Here is a 17,812-nt window from a genome sequence, read left to right on the forward strand (position 1 = left end):
GCCGTAAAAAGGTAAGTATCTAAACCTTACTCTAGTCTTAGGTTTCAGCTCTTAGAAAAACACAGAGAAAAAAAATTTAGAGAAAAGCTTGACAAATCAAAAGAAAAACTACATAATTGTAAAAGGCTAAAAAAACAAGGGACTGTAGTTCAACTGGTTAGAGCACCGCCCTGTCACGGCGGAAGTTGCGGGTTCGAATCCCGTCAGTCCCGTAAAGAAACAACTTAAACCTCAGAATATACTGAACATAATACGAACAGTAACTACTGTTTGGTGAAACTCCATACTTTATGATAAAAGTAGGGAATCAAATAAGTATCGAAATTGTAGATTTTAATATCATTCTGGTAAATCTGGTAAGATAAACATTTTCTCAAATTGAACCAGAATGGACAGAAAAAATCTAAAAACAAAAAAACAAAATAGAAATTGATATGAGTGTTAGAGTTCGTCTGGCCCCAAGTCCAACAGGAAACTTACATATCGGTACAGCCAGAACAGCTGTATTTAACTGGTTATTTGCCCGAAACCAGAAAGGAAAATTTATCCTCAGAATAGAAGATACAGATATAGAGCGATCGCGTCCAGAATATACAGAAAATATTATGGAGGGGTTGACCTGGTTAGGATTAGAATGGGATGAAGGGCCATCCTACCAGTCTCAACGGTTAGAATTATATCAAACAGCCACTCAAAAGTTACTAGACAAAGGATTAGCGTATCGCTGCTATTGTACCGCAGCAGAACTAGAGGAAATGCGGGAAGCTCAGAAAGCGAGAAAAGAAGCACCCCGCTATGACAACCGCCACCGTGACCTTACACCTAAACAACAAGCAGCTTTTGAAGCAGAAGGAAGACAGCCAGTAATTCGGTTTAAAATTGACAATGACCAAATAATTACCTGGAAAGACCAGGTAAGAGGGACAGTAACCTGGAAAGGCAGCGACTTGGGTGGAGATATGGTCATCTCTCGTGCCGCTAGTGGAAAGACAGTAGGACAACCCCTCTACAATATGGCAGTGGTAGTAGATGATATGGATATGGAAATTACCCATGTAATTCGTGGTGAAGACCATATCGCCAATACAGCTAAACAAATATTACTTTATGAAGCCCTAGAGGGAAAAGTACCAGAATTTGCTCATACACCTCTAATTCTTAATCAAGAAGGACGCAAACTGTCAAAACGGGATGGAGTAACTTCAATTTCTGATTTTAAGGAATTAGGTTTTATCCCGGAAGCACTAGCAAATTATATGTGTTTGCTTGGGTGGACACCTTCAGACTCAACCCAAGAAATATTTACCCTGACAGAAGCAGCTCAACAGTTCACTTTTGAGAGAGTGAATAAAGCAGGGGCTAAGTTTGACTGGGGTAAGTTGGATTGGATAAATAGTCAATATTTACATAATTTACCAGTAGGACAACTGACTGATAGATTAATTTCCGTATGGCAAAAAGCAGGATATGAACTAGACCCACAGAGCGATCGGCCTTGGTTAGAACAATTGGCCGCATTGATTGGACCTAGCTTGACTCGTCTCACAGATGCAGTAGAAATGAGTAAGTTATTCTTCTCCCCCACTGTAGAACTGGATGCAGAAGCCACTGAACAAATGCAGAAAGAAGATGCTGTAAAATCTATTAATGCTATTATTGAGGCGATGGATACTGATGCACCTCTGCGAGTGGGTGATGCACAAAAAATTATTAAAGGGGTGACTCAGGAAATTGGTGTTAAGAAAGGTATTGTTATGCGCTCTCTAAGGGCGTCTTTAACTGGTGCAATGCAAGGACCAGATTTAATTCAGTCATGGTTACTCCTACATCAAAGGGGTTTTGATATATTACGCTTCAAAAAAGCTATAGGTCAGAAGGTTGAAGAAAGTAAAAAAGTAAAGACTCCTGCTAATAGTAGTAATAAAGGGTTTGCTGAAATAAAAACAGCAACTTCAAAAACGTCTGTTCCACCAAAACAACAAGCTCAGAAAATAAAAGCATCAATTACTCTTGCTGGTGAGTCTCAAAGTGTTAAACCAACTACAGATAAAACACAAACAACTACTCCTACGGGAAAATCTAAAGTTGTTGAACCGACTGTAGAGAAAAAGAAACAACCTACAACTCCTACAAGTGAATCTAAAAGTGTTAAACCAACTATAGATAAAGCACAAGCAACAACTCCAACTGGGGAAACTAAAGGGGTAAAACCTGCTGTAGAGAAACAGACACAACCTACGACTCCTGTAGATAAGTCTAAAAGTGTTAAACCAACTATAGATAAAGCACAAGCAACAACTCCAACTGGGGAAACTAAAGGGGTAAAACCTGCTGTAGAGAAACAGACACAACCTACGACTCCTGTAGATAAGTCTCAAAGTGTTAAACCAACTATAGATAAAGCACAAGCAACAACTCCAACAGGGGAAACTAAAGGGGTAAAACCTGCTGTAGAGAAACAGACACAACCTACGACTCCTGTAGATAAGTCTCAAAGTGTTAAACCAACTACAGATAAAGCACAAGCAACAACTCCAACTGGGGAAACTAAAGGGGTAAAACCTGCTGTAGAGAAACAGACACAACCTACGACTCCTGTAGATAAGTCTCAAAGTGTTAAACCAACTACAGATAAAGCACAAGCAACAACTCCAACAGGGGAAACTAAAGGGGTAAAACCTGCTGTAGAAAAGCAAGCAACAGCAACACCTACAGTTCCAACAACTCCAACAGGGGAAACTAAAGGGGTAAAACCTGCTGTAGAAAAGCAAGCAACAGCAACACCTACAGTTCCAACAACTCCAACAGGGGAAACTAAAGGGGTAAAACCTGCTGTAGAAAAGCAAGCAACAGCAACACCTACAGTTCCAACAACTCCAACAGGGGAAACTAAAGTGGTCAAACCTGCTGTAGACAAACAAACATCAAAAGAAACAACTCTTACTACGAAACCGCAAACCGAAGAACAAAAAACTTCTGCTCAAGTTGAAACTTCAACCTTAGATGACCAACCATCTGTAGAAACAACAACTAATGAAACCGTAGAGAGCGATCGACTACAAAAGATTAAAGAAAAATTGATCGATACTTTTGCTTACTTTCCTGATTACATTAGTCAATTCTATCAAAAATATCAACGTCAGCTTAAAGTAATTGGTTCGCTGATCTTAATCATATTAACCTTCAGGTTAATTCTTGGTTTCCTAGAAGCTTTAGAAGGAATTACTACTTTATCAATTAGCTTTGAATTGATAGGTATGGGATATTCAGTATGGTTTGTTTACCGTTATTTGCTGCGGAAATCTAATCGGCAAGAATTATTAGATAAAATTGAAGATATCAAAGCAGATATTGTTGGTAAAAAATCTTAAACTTCTAATAACTTTAGATACTGAAAACAACATGGGGGAAATTAAAAATCGAAGTAAACCAGAAAAATGTTTGTTTCAAATTCCCCCAATAATTAGGGTTTGCTGAAAGAGTCTTGTTTAAGGAGTAGGGGACCCACCTCTAACCCCTCCCAGGAGGGGAAAAAGGGAGTGGGGGAGTAGAGAGTAGTTAGGAGGAAGGGAGAATAGAATTTAAATAGGAGGTATTCATAGATATTTGTTCCTTGATTTTTATGCAATTATTCTGCCTTTTATGCTAACTTTTTTAGGGTTTTGGGCTGAAAATTTGGCACTTTTTTCAACCCCAAAATAGTTTGAGCTAATATCAATCAATGCTTTGAGATTTAATCAGCAGAGCAATAATTATTTTGTAAGCATTTCCTGCGGAATGCTGCGCAAACAGCTATTAGCGGTCAGCTCTTCCTAGGTCATGCTACGCAAACAGCTTTTTAATAAATGAAGCAAGCATTTGCTTAACTTCTGCGACATTTTTAAACAAAGAATTGAAACACAAGAACAGCAAGCTTAAATTCTCCACTAAAATTAATAAAGCTGATAGCTGTTAACGAAGTTCCTCCGATAAGAGGCTAGCTGATAGCTGACTACTGAATGCTTACATTATTTTGAATCTCTTTATCCTAAAACAGGACTCTAAATGAATAAAAATAAACGAAGAAAAACAATATTATTTTTAGTAGTATTATTTTCATTAGCTGGGATACAGAAAATCAGTCCTGTTTTATCCCAAGATTTACAATTGACACCTATATTTGAAGATGTAAATCTATATCCAAAATCTCCTCAAAACCGAATGATTATTAGAGGATTAAGTGGAGGTCCTGTATCTGCAAAAGAGACAACAGGTAGAAATGATACGGTAACTGGACCTTGCGTAGGTTTTATCGATCGAAAACCAGATCATAGATTAATTTTAAATGGTTTTTTTCAATCCCTAAAACTTGAAGTTAAAAGTAGTGAAGATACAACTTTAGTAATTAGAGGTCCTGGGGGTAGTTGGTGTAACGATGACTTTGAAGGAAAAAATCCTGGAATTATGGGTCAATGGTTTTCAGGTACTTATGAAATATGGGTAGGTTCTTATCAAAGAAATAAATATTATCCCTATGTTATTAAAATTACTAAAGAAGAAGATTGATATATTCCCTGGGGTGAAGTTATGGAGATTTTCATTTTAAGAATAATTCTTGGTTCAGCGAAAAGAACAAAAGTAAAGATAATTTCAGTATTTATTTGGTACTGTCAGTTCTGAAATTTTATTTATAATTGACCCGTCCGTTAGCGTAGCTCCCCCGGAGGGGGAATATGATATTAGTCTTCTATAAAATTACGCTTTTTTTCATCTTCAATCCACTTCTTAAAATACTTAATTTCTTTTTCTACATATTCTTTGTGTTGCAGAAGGTCTATTGTATTAAAAATTGGTTGTAATGATTCAAGATATTCTATGATTTTATGTGTTGCTTCAATATTCTTAGAGCTACTCAAAATATAATCTTCTGAGGAAATTTCCTTATCATTCTTAACATAAGGTTCTAGGGGAAGTTTCTTAAAATCCTGAAAATTTTGATTGTTCTGACAAAATAGATCGATAAATTGATAACGTCTTTCGTAGGGAAATGTTGTAGTTACGCTAAACAATAATTGCATCAAATCAATATCTGTATATCTATTTTTAATCAGACTTTTTAGCAGTTGATTTTGTCTATCCTCAAAAACAACTTTCTCTTCTTCTGTTACTTCCAAAAAAAATATTCTTTCGAGGATAGTATTACTAAATCCAGAGTTAGATAATTCTTTTTCTTTCTGATAAATATGCTCAACTACTAGAGTGATTAATTCCTGATAATTTTCAGATTGCCAAAGAAATGTATAGTTTAGGTCATCTTGGAAGTTTGAGAACTTTCTTTCCTCATCGTATACCCAGTCAATATATTCAATTATAAAATTTTGGTCAGCAGCAAGAATGCGAGTAAATATGTCTTCAAAATTAGATGAATACCTCGGAATTTTTTGACTTAAGAAATATATTTCTTTTAGGACATCAAGTTTTTCTGTGAATAGCTGAATTAAAAGCTGATTTGCTTTAGTGTAAGGATTAAATAAAGACGTAAAAATATCGGAATAATTTATCTCTTCATTAATCTTACTTACCATAATTTCTGTCACCTTAGCAAATAGATTGAACAGTTCAATTGAAAGCTGATTTGCTTTAGTAAAAGGATTAAACAAACACTTAAAAGGAATAAAATTATCTATCTCTTCATTAATCTTACTCAGAATAATTTCTGTTACCTGAGCAACTACATTTTTATCTATGTGACGATATTTAAGAAGAAAGTCAAAATCTTGTGGCATTTCACTAAGTTTGCTTTCCCTATATAAGTTATAGAGTTTCTCCAAATAATCGGATGTAATTTTATCTTCAGGTAGTAAGTTGTAAAATCCAAATAACCATTTTCTTTTTGAAGCAAAATCAAATTGATTGAGCAATTCAAAAGCTTTTTCAACTCCAGAAATTTCTATTAACTTCTGAACTAATGGAAATGGAAAGTTATTAATTTGAAAAGGATCGGCACGTTTGAGATAATCTTTCAGCACATCTAAATAAAGCTCTGATTTTTTGCAGGCAATAAAAATAAATACTTCTACTACTTTATGACTAGGAAATTCAGGTACTTTATAAGTAGGAGATTGAAAATCGTAATTGTTTTTCAGTTCTGTTACAGCTTTGATCTCATGGCATTTAGCAAAGAAATCCTGATAATCCTTAAAATCGTAATTGGCAAAATATTCTTTGATTTGATTTTGCTTAAATTTATCATATTCTTTCCAGTCTAAGTTTAAGTTTTTTCCCTTATTTCTATCAGCTAAAAGTATCCTAGACAGCTCATAAGTTTCATTGACAAATCGTTCTCTTAGTTCATTATTAAATTCAATTTGACGAGACTCTAGAAAATCCAAATATTTCTGAACTATAAGACAATGAGAATAATCTTTAGGATTTAACTGATTTGCAATAAAGTCAAGCACTTCTAGAGTATCCTGCTTAATAATTTCACCGACAGGAAAATTAGAATATGATTTGCTATATTGATGAATTATATTGATTACCTCTTTCTCAAAAATATCTATCTGATAAAGCTGAAATACTCCCTGCCAAATTTTCTGTCTCAAATTAAGTAATTCTGGTGTAGGTAGTGGGGGAAATTGACGCAATAAAAACTCTCTTTTATTTTTAAGCTTAGAAGTATTAAATTCAAGTTTGAGATATTTTTCCGCTACACCAAAAAATAGTTTGACAAATAATTTGTTTTTTCCTTGATTTACTTTTTCCAGTAGCTTGTCAATGACTATAGACTGACTAATAAATTTTGTTATGTAGGAATCATATTCAAATCCAAACACCTCAATAAGAAGGCGAAACACCTGTAATAGTTCCTGTGGTTTTTTTGTCAGATATTCAAACAGCAAATCTATAGCAATCTGAAAATTTTGTTCGTCAAAATTACTCGATAAACTAAGTAAGTCGAGAATAGAATATGGTGGAATGTCAATATTAGAATTAGACGGAATATCTAAAGTTGAAATATCTACTGATTCGACTTCCATCTGGTCAATACAATTTTTAGCATATATGAGAATTTCTGTCTGTTTAAAAAACCAAAAAAGTTTCATCAGTTGAATTAAACTCTTCTCCTCTTTTGCCTCCTCATAAATTTTCCAAACTCTGTCTACATCTGGACTAAGTATTTTGATAATCTTCCCACTATCAAAAGCATTTAAAACAGGATTAAGAGCATCAACAAAATTATATTGAAACTGAGGAAAGAAATTATCTAAGAGAACGGAAAATTTCCACAATTTCTCCTTGAAAAAAGTAAGATAAAACAGATATGTAGCTAGAACCTGGTCAGATATTCTGGCAATCTCATCTTCATACATATCTACTAACTCAAATTCATATAATTTACGAACTGCTTCCCAGAAAATTTCCCTGTCAATTTTGAATGCTGTTTGAATCCTTTCCATCATTTCATCGTTAGACTTATCTACTACTTGAAAAAAGGCAACAATACCAGCAACTTCCAATAAACTTCTATCCCTAAAATCTGTAATATCTTGTCTAATTGAAGAATAATATATATCGTAAATATCAGATACATTGCTGATACTTTCAATGGTTTTTTCTCGCTCTACTACCAAAGCAGTCATTATTGCCAGACGAGGATTACCTTGAGCTATATCAACAATTCTTTCTATATATAATTGATTCTGAATTTTGTATTCTTCTTTAACTATTTGCTCAATTTGCTTATCTGTTAATGAGTCAATTTTTACTAGCTCTAAATTATTATCATAAGAACGCGCTACTTCTTTAATTTGCTCAACTGCATAGTCACGAACCGTAGCGATTATTTTAGTTTGCTGATTTTCACGTTTATCAAAAAGAAGATGAATAAAATACTCAAAATTTTTGACCCGGTTAGCATCATCTAAAAAAATTAGATAACTTCCATCATCTGATAAATAAACACGGATATCCTCATAAATATCGACTCCTTTATCAAAAATACACTTAACTTTGTACTCAGAATATTTCTCTAAAAATTTCCTACAACACTCTAAAACAAGTCGAGATTTACCTACTCCTGCTTTACCAGAAACTATAACTAGATTATTTTCCTCAAGTCCTTGTAATATTTCCTTTATTTCATTTTCCCGAAAGCAAAACTTTGTATCTAGAGGAGCAACAAATTTTCTTTTATTATAAGTAGTAATAAACTCATCAAGATCAACTATTTGACCAGTATCTACCTCAACTCCAAGAAAATCTTTAGCAATACCAGGATAATTTTGATAAAGGTCAAAAGAAATAGAGTCAATATCAAATATATCAAGTTCAACTCTATGCTTGTGACATTTCTCTTTCAGAGAATTCTCTTCTTCTGTAGTCAGAGTAGAATTATGGCATAAAACAATCTTTTCTATTTCTGTTATTGATATTCCAGTTTTTTCCTCATCAAAACATTTGCCGAGGTCTTTCTTAAATTTTTCACAGACTCCTTTTTTCTCTGTTGTATATTCTGCCAAAATATACTTTCCATTTTCCAGAATAATTAAAGTATCTGGAGTTCCTGTTCTTGTTTTGTTAGCTCCTGACACAGACCCTAATGATTTAATTGATTTAACCTGTTCAATTTTTTTATGAAGGTAAACATCAGCAAATTTTTGAAACTCACCACCACTTAATTCTTTGAGTTTATTTTGAATTTCATTAATTTTTTCAATAGTAATTTTATAGAGATAAAAATAATATCTTCTTCCTCAACTTGAAAGTAGCGATCGCCTTTCTGTGCTATCTCTATTTTAGCAATTAAATTTTTACTCTCAAGTGCCAAAAAGTAATATCTGGAGTTCCTTTTCTGATTTTTTTTAGTTCCCGATACAGACCCTAATGATTTAATTTACTTAACTTGTTCAATTTTTTTATGAAGGTAAACATCAGCAAATTTTTGAAACTCACCACCACTTAATTCTTTGAGTTTATTTTGAATTTCATTAATTTTTTCAATAGTAATTTTATAGAGATAAAAATAATATCTTCTTCCTCAACTTGAAAGTAGTGATCGCCTTTCTGTCCTATCTCTATTTTAGCAATTAAATTTTTACTCTCAAGTGCCAAAAAGTAATATCTGGAGTTCCTTTTCTGATTTTTTTTAGTTCCCGATACAGACCCTAATGATTTAATTGATTTAACCTGTTCAATTTTTTTATGAAGGTAAACATCAGCAAATTTTTGAAGCTCACCACTACTTAATTCTTTGAGTTTATTTTGAAGTGTGATTAATTTTTTCAATAGTAATTTTATAGAGATAAAAAAAATATCTTCTTCATCGACTTGAAAGTAGCGATCGCCTCTCTCTATTTTAGGAATTAAATTTTTACTCTCAAGTGCCAACTGGAGTTCATTTTCTTATTTTTTTTTTAGTTCCAGGTGCAGACCCTCATGATTTAACCAACTTGACCTGTTCAATTTTTTTTGAAGGTAAACATCAGCAAATTTTTGAAGCTCACCACTACTTAATTCTTTGAGTTTATTTTGAAGTGTGATTAATTTTTTTCAATAGTAATTTTGTAGAGATAAAAAAAATATCTTCTTCATCGACTTGAAAGTAGCGATCGCTTCTCTCTATTCTCTCTATTCTCTCTATTCTCTCTATTTTAGCAATACAGATAAAAATAATTATTCTTCCTCAACTTAAAAGTAGCGATCGCCTTTCTCTCCTATCTCTATTTTATATGAAATCTGGTTATACAATTATCCCACTCTCTACTTCCATTCAACACAGACAAAAAATGTAGGTATATCCCCAGATAATTCCCACTCTTATTCTTCCTTTCTTCTTTCTCTTTTCTCCTGAATAATACGATAACGAACTATCCAGAATATTTTGAAAAGTTTGCCTCTATAAATGTAGCTGAAAACTATAAGCACTCGAAGGAAAAGGCGCGGAAATATCAAAAGCTTAAAACTCAGACAACACAAAATTTTTTCTTCTGTCCTAGATAACTAAAACCTTCTATCCTAGATAACTAAAGCCTTCCTCCTCCTACTCACTTCAGACAATAAAAAAGAGCTAGAGATACCTACACAAATAAAACATCCCTAACTCTTAGTTTTTTCCACTTATATTTTATAAATTTATCCTTTTCTTTTGGGTTTAATAACCCATCATCACTCGCGGTTTTTACAATTGGTTGAGGTTTAAATCCCTTCCACTTTTTCCAATTTCAGTCTTTCTTTCTTCTTCCTTCTTCTCACGTTTCAGAAGCAGAAGATTGACTGAGAAAAGGAGTCAAATAAGCAACCAAAGCACCAATCAGAAAAGCTGCTACATTACGAGTCAATGGCAACCAATCTGAAGTTCTCGTCACTACTGGGCCAATTCCGAAAGCAATGAACAAAATTCCCCACAATGGAGAAAATATTAACGCCCACTGCCAAGAAAAAGCTTGGTCCGGTTTCCGGGGTTGAGCTGCAAAACCACAAATTACTCCGCCAAGCGCTGATGTAATTAAAGTTAAAATCCATTGCTCCCTTGGTAAACCTGGTACAACATTACAACCACCTTGACGTAAACAAGTTTTGATAGATTCTAATGATTGGATAATAGATTGGTCTTCACCTTGGTCTCGCACAAAAAATTGATTACCGTAGCGAGTTTGTAACTCCACCCAAAATGTCCGAGGTAGAAATTCATAGAGAGCGCGACCCACATTAAAGTTCAGAATATTACCACCACGGGAGTCAGCTACTAATAAGACACTTCTATTATCAAGTTCCCAAAAATCTTTAACTGCTCTACCAGGAGTACGGTCAAATTGAGTCAAAACCCTCAGTTTCCAACCAGTTTCAGTTTCAAATTGCTCTAAATCTTTGGCTAGTATATCTTCTTGAATGTCTGTTAAGTTTCTTGCTAAGTCAATAATTGGTGTTTGCTCTTCAGGAAGTAACTGAGGATTATCATAAGCATTGGCAACTCCAGGAGTTAGAGCAAAAATTGATAATGCCACGAAAATTACTGTAATTAATACAGAAAAATTTTTCAAAAAGTTTTTTTTCATTTTATCTTTAGTTTCAAACTTAAAAGTGGACAGTAAATGCTTGTATTAAAAAAAGTTCAGAAAAATCTCATATTTCTTTACATTTATTTACTTTAACTTACATTTGTATAAAATGTAGAGCAAATATTAATATTTTTGAAACTTTTGACTGAATAATATTGACTATTGGTAATACAAATAAGAATATAATTATGTATTAAAGATCACTATTTTTATTTTTTATCTCAACGTTGGTTGAAGACCCGCGCTCTCCCGTTGGCGGAGCCTAGCGGCAGCTATTAGGGGAACATCGGGATGAATGCGAGCGCATTCCGGAGGAAAAACCAATCAATCTTGCAGTTTTACAGATAATTTGTTAAAATAGAGGACTAAACCAAAAACCAAGGTTGAGATTACTATTGTTTTTTTCAAGTCCCGTCGCCGAGGGGCACGCCTCCTCCGGAGGAGCTGCGCTAACGGAGAGGTTAAACGGACACAGAGGAAGCGTGTTTACTGGCATTGCCAGCATTTTCCAGTGAGGTGTCAACCCGCCCTGAGTCGTTCAGTCAGCTTAGTCTGTTTGATTGGTGGATGGGAATCGGTGCGCTGTCTCGCAGAGCAGCGTCGGGAGGATGTCAATAAAATAATATGGGTCTAAAACCCAGCCTTTTAAGGGGAAATATTTTTGTAGAGTTGCTCAAATCCCCGGTATAAAAATCACTTCTGACTTGGGGACTTCTGACTTGGGAACTTCTGACTTCGTTAAGCTCACCTACTTAATATTAGAGTTAAGTAGGGCTTGCTGATTAAATATCAAAGCATTGACTGATATTGGTTTTAGCATTTTTTGGTTAAAAAAAATTTCAGCTTTTCAGCTCAAAGAGCTGCATAAAGCTAGTATTTTGGGATGATTATGGCAGAACAATCTTGGGACAATTTTTCCGACTACCTCCTCTATAATTCCCATTTCTCCTGTCTTCCCCTCCTCGGAGGGGTTAGGGGTGGGTTGTCTCCTATCTCCTGTCTCCTACCTCCTACCTCCTACCCCTACTAAAAGATTTATTCAGCAAACCCTAAGTAGCAGAACTCTAGATTTCACTCAACCAACTTGCGGCCAAAGCAATTGCTAAAGCATCAGCAGCATCATCTGGTTTAGGAATCTCATCTAAATCTAATTCTCTTGCTACTGCTTGTTGAACATCAGATTTATTTGCATTGCCATAACTTGTTAGTGCTTTTTTAATTTGTGCAGGTGTAAACTCTATTAATGGAATTCCATGTTGGGCTAATACTAACATTAAAATTCCTCTAGCTTGGGCAACTAAAATTGTATTGCCCATACGATAAAAAAATAGTTTCTCTGTAGCTGCTAAGTCTGGTTTAAAGGTATTAAATATCGTATGTAAATCTTCATAAATTGTGATTAAACGCTCGCCCATTTCTTGTTTTTTTGTGGTTTTAATCACTCCAAAATCAACTAGAGAAGTAGAGTCTATCTTGTCTGTTTTTGAATTATAAACACATTTAATTACTCCAAATCCTAATATTGCAAGACCTGGATCTAATCCAATAATTAACTTTTCCAATTTTAGACTTTTGATTCTTATAGTAAATTTGTTGGTTGTAGGGAATCGGATAAAATTATCAGCTCTTATCCAATATTACATTTTGTCAGTTTTTCCGCTATATAATACCAAATCTCAAAAGTCTTGCTACATCTCCTTGAGAGTAGGGAGTAGGGAGTAGGGTTAAAAGACATAAGATATGTTGGTGTAATGACGATAATCGTTACAAACACTGCTGAAACATTATTATTACTTAATAACTGAAGTTCATCGGAAGTATAGCATTATTTTTGGGAATTAGTATAAGGAATGCCTAAATTCCGAACATGAGTAGTAGCTCTAATTTTTCTATGGTGTATCTGCCATTATTTAATAAAGTACCTGGTTGCCAGTTGTTCATCATTGTTAAATTCATAACTTAACTTAAGTGAAAAAAATCATAAAGTGGTGCATCTCAATATTTGTAAGTTGAGGACTCAGGTAAGCAGATAATAAAAGTTTCAGGGGTGCATCTCAATTTTGAATAAAGCCAAAAAATTATCGCTTTTAGGCAATAGGCAACAGCTCATCTGGCAACAGGCAACAGGAAATATATAGGAAAAAAGTATTGTTGCAAATATGAGATGCACCCAGTTTCAGCCTTAGATAAAACCTGTTTTTATAAATTAGTATTAGTCGCTTTGTAGGTGTTTTGACTATAACTATTTTTTTTAATTTGGTATCAATAATTTTTAATCTCTCAATCTTGAGAATACAATAGGACTAATTGTGACTAATACTGTCACTAATAAAAGTGCTATTTTTTGTTCAAAAGTTGTCCTTTCGCAAACTTCTCCAAAACCTATAGTTATAAAAGCTGTGCGACTATCCTTCTTGCGCCACATGAGATTGCTTCCTTCCACTCCGTTCCAGTCGCAATGACGAATACAGTGACTAATTACCCATATTCTATATAACTGCTAATTGCTATATTAAAAGATTTAATATTTTTAATTCTCTGAAAAACCAGCCATAATTTAATCAAAATAGGAGAAGCACTGATAAGAGTTTTTCATAATTGTTAAATAGCTAATTTTTCACCTCAAAAAATCGCTTTTATCAATCTGCTTCTCCCTAAAAAATTCAACTACAATTAACGAAGATTAATTATTAAATTATCCTTCTACATCTGCCAATCCAAAAACTCGATTAAAAACTTTCTTTACCTTATCACCAGAATCAATACTTTCCAATGGATCTTTTCGTAGTCGATGCCTTAAACACATTGTAATAACACGACCAATATCTTCCACCGTCACTTCTGTCTTACCCTCAAAAGCAGCTAGAGCTTTTGCCGCACGGTTAGTAACAATATCTCCCCGTAAACCATCCACATCTAACTCAGAACAAACTTGAGAAATTTTCACTCGTAAATCATAATCAACTTCCACTGACTTCAGCTTTTGTTGAGCACCTACAAGCTTATCTTGTAATTCTTCCTGTTGTATTTGGTAATTTAATAAAAATTCTTGAGAATTTTGGTCAAAAGCTGAACGTTGCTCAACAATTTGAACTCGTAATGAAGGGTCTTTAACAGTCCTAATTTCGGCGTGCATTCCAAATCTGTCCAGTAATTGAGGCCGTAATTCCCCTTCTTCTGGATTTCCCGAACCCACAAGCACAAAACGAGCAGGATGACGAATAGAAATACCCTCCCTTTCTACAGTATTCCACCCACTGGCTGCTGAGTCAAGCAAAACATCAACTAAGTGGTCATCCAAAAGATTAACCTCATCAACATATAAAATGCCACGATTTGCCTTAGCTAATAATCCAGGTTCAAAAGCTTTGACCCCTTCTGATAAAGCCTTTTCAATATCAATAGTACCACATACCCGGTCCTCAGTAGCCCCTAATGGTAAGTCCACCATTTGGACTTTTCTTTTAACTATGGCAATTTCTTGCTGTTGTGCCAATCTATCTTGGACAGCATCACTCATTAGATCGGGGTCTTGAGGGTCGCTGTTGAAAGGATCGTCTAGAACAATGTCAATTTCTGGGAGCAGATCGGCTAAAGCACGGATAGTAGTAGATTTACCAGTGCCACGATCGCCCATAATCATCACACCCCCTATTTTGGGGTCAATTACATTTAATAACAAGGCCAGTTTCATTTCTTCCTGGCCGACAATTGCAGTGAAGGGAAAAACAGCCCGAATTCTGGGGACGGCTGGTTTAACAGATGTATTTACCTTATTATTGGCTTGAGCGGTTGGACTCACAGTAGACTCTAAATTCTGATTACTAATTTTTATTTTTGCACATTGACGGACAATTAGAGTTTATTACTGTACTTTTATCTATATGTAGGGTTTGCGCTTCACTAGTCTTTTAGTAGGGGTAGGAGACAGGATACAGGATACAGGAGACAACCCACCCCTCGCCCCTCCCAGGAGGGGAGAAATGGCTTGGGAGGGAGGAGGTAGGAGCAAGAATTGTCAGAGTGATTTTTCTGCCCAACTATGCGCCTAAAATACGCTCCATGCATGAGCATGAAGAGCTGAAAACCAGGAACTTTTTAAAGGCCCAAGAAAGGCACTTGTCTTTGATATGTCAATGCTTTTAGATTTAATCAGCAAGCCATGTATTTGACACTCCACGGGATAAATCCGCGTGGATTCGTTACTAGGAGTTGTAAATCGGGTTAAAACCACGATTTTCACATTGCTCGTAACAACCACATTGCCAGTACCGTACCGTAGTACGTATACAGCAGCAGTCCACGCTTACGGTGCCAATTGCCACTACTCTCTCCGGCCAAAAGACCATTGAGGCTACTTTTTAAGTTTTCAAGTTAATTATAACACATTTTTTGACTACGGATTAAAATCCGCGCCCGTCGTTTCCATCCACCGCTTAAAAGAGGGTGGTTTCCCACTTACCGAAATTTTACGATGAAAGGGAAGAGGGAATAGGGAATAGGGAATAGGGAACGGAGAAGACAAATGTCTGTGCAATATTTGCGTAGCGCTATAGATAAAATGCTCTAAAATGCCTATGTTTACTCCTAGTATTATTGATAGAAATTATGACAAGCCAAAGTTCGACTCCAGTAATTGTTAATGGTGCTGCGGGCAAGATGGGCCGTGAAGTAATAAAAGCTGTAGCAAATGCTAGTGACATGACTCTTTTTGGTGCCATAGACCGCCAACCTGAGTATCTTGGTAAAGATGCTGGCGAATTGTGTGGTTGTGGAGAACTAGAAGTGCCAGTGATGGATGATTTACAGGGGATGTTAGTCATGGCCGCCCAGGAAAAACAACCAGCAGTAATGGTTGATTTTACTCACCCAGATAGTGTTTATGAAAATGTTCGTTCTGCTATTGCTTATGGTGTCAGACCAGTGGTAGGAACTACAGGTCTTAGTCCAGAACAAATTCAGGACTTAGCAGAATTTGCAGAAAAAGCCAGTATTGGTACACTAATAATTCCTAACTTCTCTATTGGTATGGTTTTGCTCCAACAAGCAGCGATCGCCGCTTCCCAGCATTTCGATCATGTAGAAATTATTGAGTTACACCACAATCAAAAAGCTGATGCTCCTAGTGGTACTGCAATTAAAACTGCACAAATGCTATCAGAACTAGGAAAAACTTACAATGTACCTAATGTTGAAGAAACAGAAAAAATAGAAGGGGCCAGAGGTTGTTTAGCAGACGAAGGAATTAGGATTCATAGTGTACGCTTACCTGGTTTAATTGCTCATCAAGAAGTAATATTCGGTGGGCCTGGTCAAATTTATACCTTACGACACGATACATCAGATAGGTCTTGCTATATGCCTGGAGTTTTGTTAGCCATTCGTAAAATCCAATCTTTAACCAAACTAATCTATGGTTTAGAAAAGGTACTTTAGACTAAGAACTACTGCGCCTACTACGTCTACTTTGGCGAGAACGAGTGGAGATATCGTATTCTAAAACTGCACCTATGCCAAACAAAATCGCAGTAAATACAAAGAATACCTCTAATAAACCCCCACTTTCATAATCTCCTTCAATGCGGGAATCTGACCACTTAAAATACATATCAGCAATGTAAAGTGAAAATGTAGCAGCAGCAATCATCCGCCAAGACTGAGAAAAACGTCCACCCCAAAAAGCTAGAAGTAAAGCAGTAGCAATAATTAGTAAAAATACATCAGCAATGATATAGAACAAGTTTATGCTATAAGCAAATGGTTCTAACTGTCTATCTATACTTAGTACCCAAGACGGAGCCAAATTGGCCGATACTTCTTCTATATCTACCTCTTCTAAAACTGAAGTATCTGGAATAGATAATAGGCCAAATAATGAAGGATCGGCGACCCAAATAGCCAAAGCAATTCCTGCAACTGCTACTCCTGCCAAAACTCCCCACTGCCAAAATTCTAGATTTAGTCGTTTGGAAGTGACAGCCAAAGTCATACCCCAACCAATGAACAGGTAAGAAAAAATGTAGAAAATATCTGCTAGTGAAACATCGGGGTCTAGTTCCCAAAGTAGTTCCCAACAACCAAAAACTACACCAGCAATAAAGTAGAATAATAATCCTAGACCAATGCCCATCCATACATTGCGCCCACTAACCATTTGAGGACTTTGCCAATTTCTCAAGCAAACTATAGAGGCTAATAAGTAAGCTCCCAGTTCAAATATGTAAGTACCAACAGAGTACCAAAAAGGTAATTCTTCGCCTGGTAAAGGCACACTAAACAGAAGAAAAAATAATAGGGCAAGTACACCCCAAATAAGACCAGTAATTACAATAGTCTGGGCTGAGAATAAGGACTTAGTAAGGGATGTAGATGATTTTTCTGAAGTGCTGCTCATAGGAATATTCTCATCAAGCTTAACTTTGGACACATATTTTTTCTCCATTTTTCACCATTTTTAGTCTTTTTTTGAGATTTATCAAAGGTATTAAGGAGATAAAAATAGACTTACTTTGTTTTTTTGACCGATCAATATTAAAGAAATAGACTTTTTTCATCAATCAAATTTAAATTAATGAATTTAACCTAGTATTAATTAAGATTGGACAAAAGAAGATCTTGATAGACTCTTTGATTTTAAATGCTGTTTAAACAGATAAATACGATCTGATGCCAAACTTATTATGTAGCAACATTTTATTTTATTTAGACCGACCAATATCAATTTTTTACCGAAAAATTGTGGGTATGCGCCTCCCCTTTTAAGGGGATAAAAA

9 protein-coding genes, 1 tRNA gene and 1 pseudogene are annotated in these 17,812 nt (G+C 35.2%); 5 read left to right on the forward strand and 6 right to left on the reverse strand.

Going from position 1 to position 17,812, the window contains the following annotated elements:
* Positions 1–138 precede the first annotated feature (138 nt).
* The 4 genes and pseudogenes from F6K15_RS02125 (at position 139) to F6K15_RS02135 (ending at position 4,545) form a co-directional block, all read left to right on the forward strand.
* Positions 139–212: transfer RNA gene (locus F6K15_RS02125), tRNA-Asp, on the forward strand.
* Positions 213–434: 222 nt separating this feature from the next.
* Positions 435–1,868 (forward strand): annotated as a pseudogene (gltX, locus tag F6K15_RS38970) (glutamate--tRNA ligase); the annotation flags it as partial.
* Positions 1,869–2,894: 1,026 nt separating this feature from the next.
* Complete coding sequence (locus tag F6K15_RS38975) at positions 2,895–3,371, forward strand: CAAD domain-containing protein (RefSeq protein ID WP_375341039.1); 477 nt, start codon at positions 2,895–2,897, stop codon at positions 3,369–3,371.
* Between the two features lie 673 nt (positions 3,372–4,044).
* Positions 4,045–4,545, forward strand: a complete 501-nt coding sequence (locus F6K15_RS02135; RefSeq protein WP_124145184.1) for a hypothetical protein — start codon at positions 4,045–4,047, stop codon at positions 4,543–4,545.
* A 173-nt stretch (positions 4,546–4,718) separates the two neighbouring features.
* Here the strand turns inward: F6K15_RS02135 and F6K15_RS02140 are convergent, their stop codons facing one another.
* The 5 genes from F6K15_RS02140 to bchI all read right to left on the reverse strand — a co-directional run bounded on the left by F6K15_RS02140 (position 4,719) and on the right by bchI (position 14,841).
* Positions 4,719–8,573, reverse strand: a complete 3,855-nt coding sequence (locus F6K15_RS02140; RefSeq protein ID WP_293056513.1) for an ATP-binding protein — start codon at positions 8,571–8,573, stop codon at positions 4,719–4,721.
* Between the two features lie 367 nt (positions 8,574–8,940).
* Positions 8,941–9,369, reverse strand: a complete 429-nt coding sequence (locus F6K15_RS02145) for a hypothetical protein (RefSeq protein WP_293056515.1) — start codon at positions 9,367–9,369, stop codon at positions 8,941–8,943.
* A gap of 860 nt (positions 9,370–10,229) precedes the next feature.
* A complete protein-coding gene (locus F6K15_RS02150) occupies positions 10,230–11,036 on the reverse strand; it encodes a TPM domain-containing protein (RefSeq protein ID WP_293056518.1) in 807 nt (268 codons plus the stop codon).
* 1,067 nt (positions 11,037–12,103) lie between these two features.
* A complete protein-coding gene (gene ruvC, locus F6K15_RS02155) occupies positions 12,104–12,601 on the reverse strand; it encodes a crossover junction endodeoxyribonuclease RuvC (protein WP_293056520.1) in 498 nt (165 codons plus the stop codon).
* 1,133 nt (positions 12,602–13,734) lie between these two features.
* Positions 13,735–14,841 carry a magnesium chelatase ATPase subunit I gene (bchI, locus tag F6K15_RS02160; protein ID WP_375341034.1) on the reverse strand — a complete coding sequence of 369 codons (1,107 nt, stop codon included), beginning with the start codon at positions 14,839–14,841 and terminating at the stop codon, positions 13,735–13,737.
* Between the two features lie 806 nt (positions 14,842–15,647).
* On the opposite strand from bchI, the gene dapB reads away from it, so the two are divergent.
* Positions 15,648–16,475, forward strand: a complete 828-nt coding sequence (gene dapB / locus F6K15_RS02165; RefSeq protein ID WP_293056522.1) for a 4-hydroxy-tetrahydrodipicolinate reductase — start codon at positions 15,648–15,650, stop codon at positions 16,473–16,475.
* Position 16,476: 1 nt separating this feature from the next.
* On the opposite strand, the gene F6K15_RS02170 is transcribed toward dapB, so the two are convergent.
* Positions 16,477–17,433: a hypothetical protein gene (locus F6K15_RS02170; RefSeq protein WP_293057130.1), complete on the reverse strand. Its 957-nt coding sequence runs from the start codon at positions 17,431–17,433 to the stop codon at positions 16,477–16,479.
* Positions 17,434–17,812 lie beyond the last annotated feature (379 nt).

This window comes from Okeania sp. SIO2B3 (genome assembly GCF_010672525.1).
Taxonomy (GTDB): domain Bacteria; phylum Cyanobacteriota; class Cyanobacteriia; order Cyanobacteriales; family Microcoleaceae; genus Okeania.

Excerpts from the sequence above, each read along its gene's own strand:
- F6K15_RS02135 (WP_124145184.1), top strand. The coding sequence starts at position 4,045 with ATGAATAAAAATAAACGAAGAAAAACAATATTATTTTTAGTAGTATTA.
- dapB (WP_293056522.1), top strand. The coding sequence starts at position 15,648 with ATGACAAGCCAAAGTTCGACTCCAGTAATTGTTAATGGTGCTGCGGGC.
- F6K15_RS02170 (WP_293057130.1), bottom strand. The coding sequence starts at position 17,433 with ATGAGCAGCACTTCAGAAAAATCATCTACATCCCTTACTAAGTCCTTA.
- F6K15_RS02150 (WP_293056518.1), bottom strand. The coding sequence starts at position 11,036 with ATGAAAAAAAACTTTTTGAAAAATTTTTCTGTATTAATTACAGTAATT.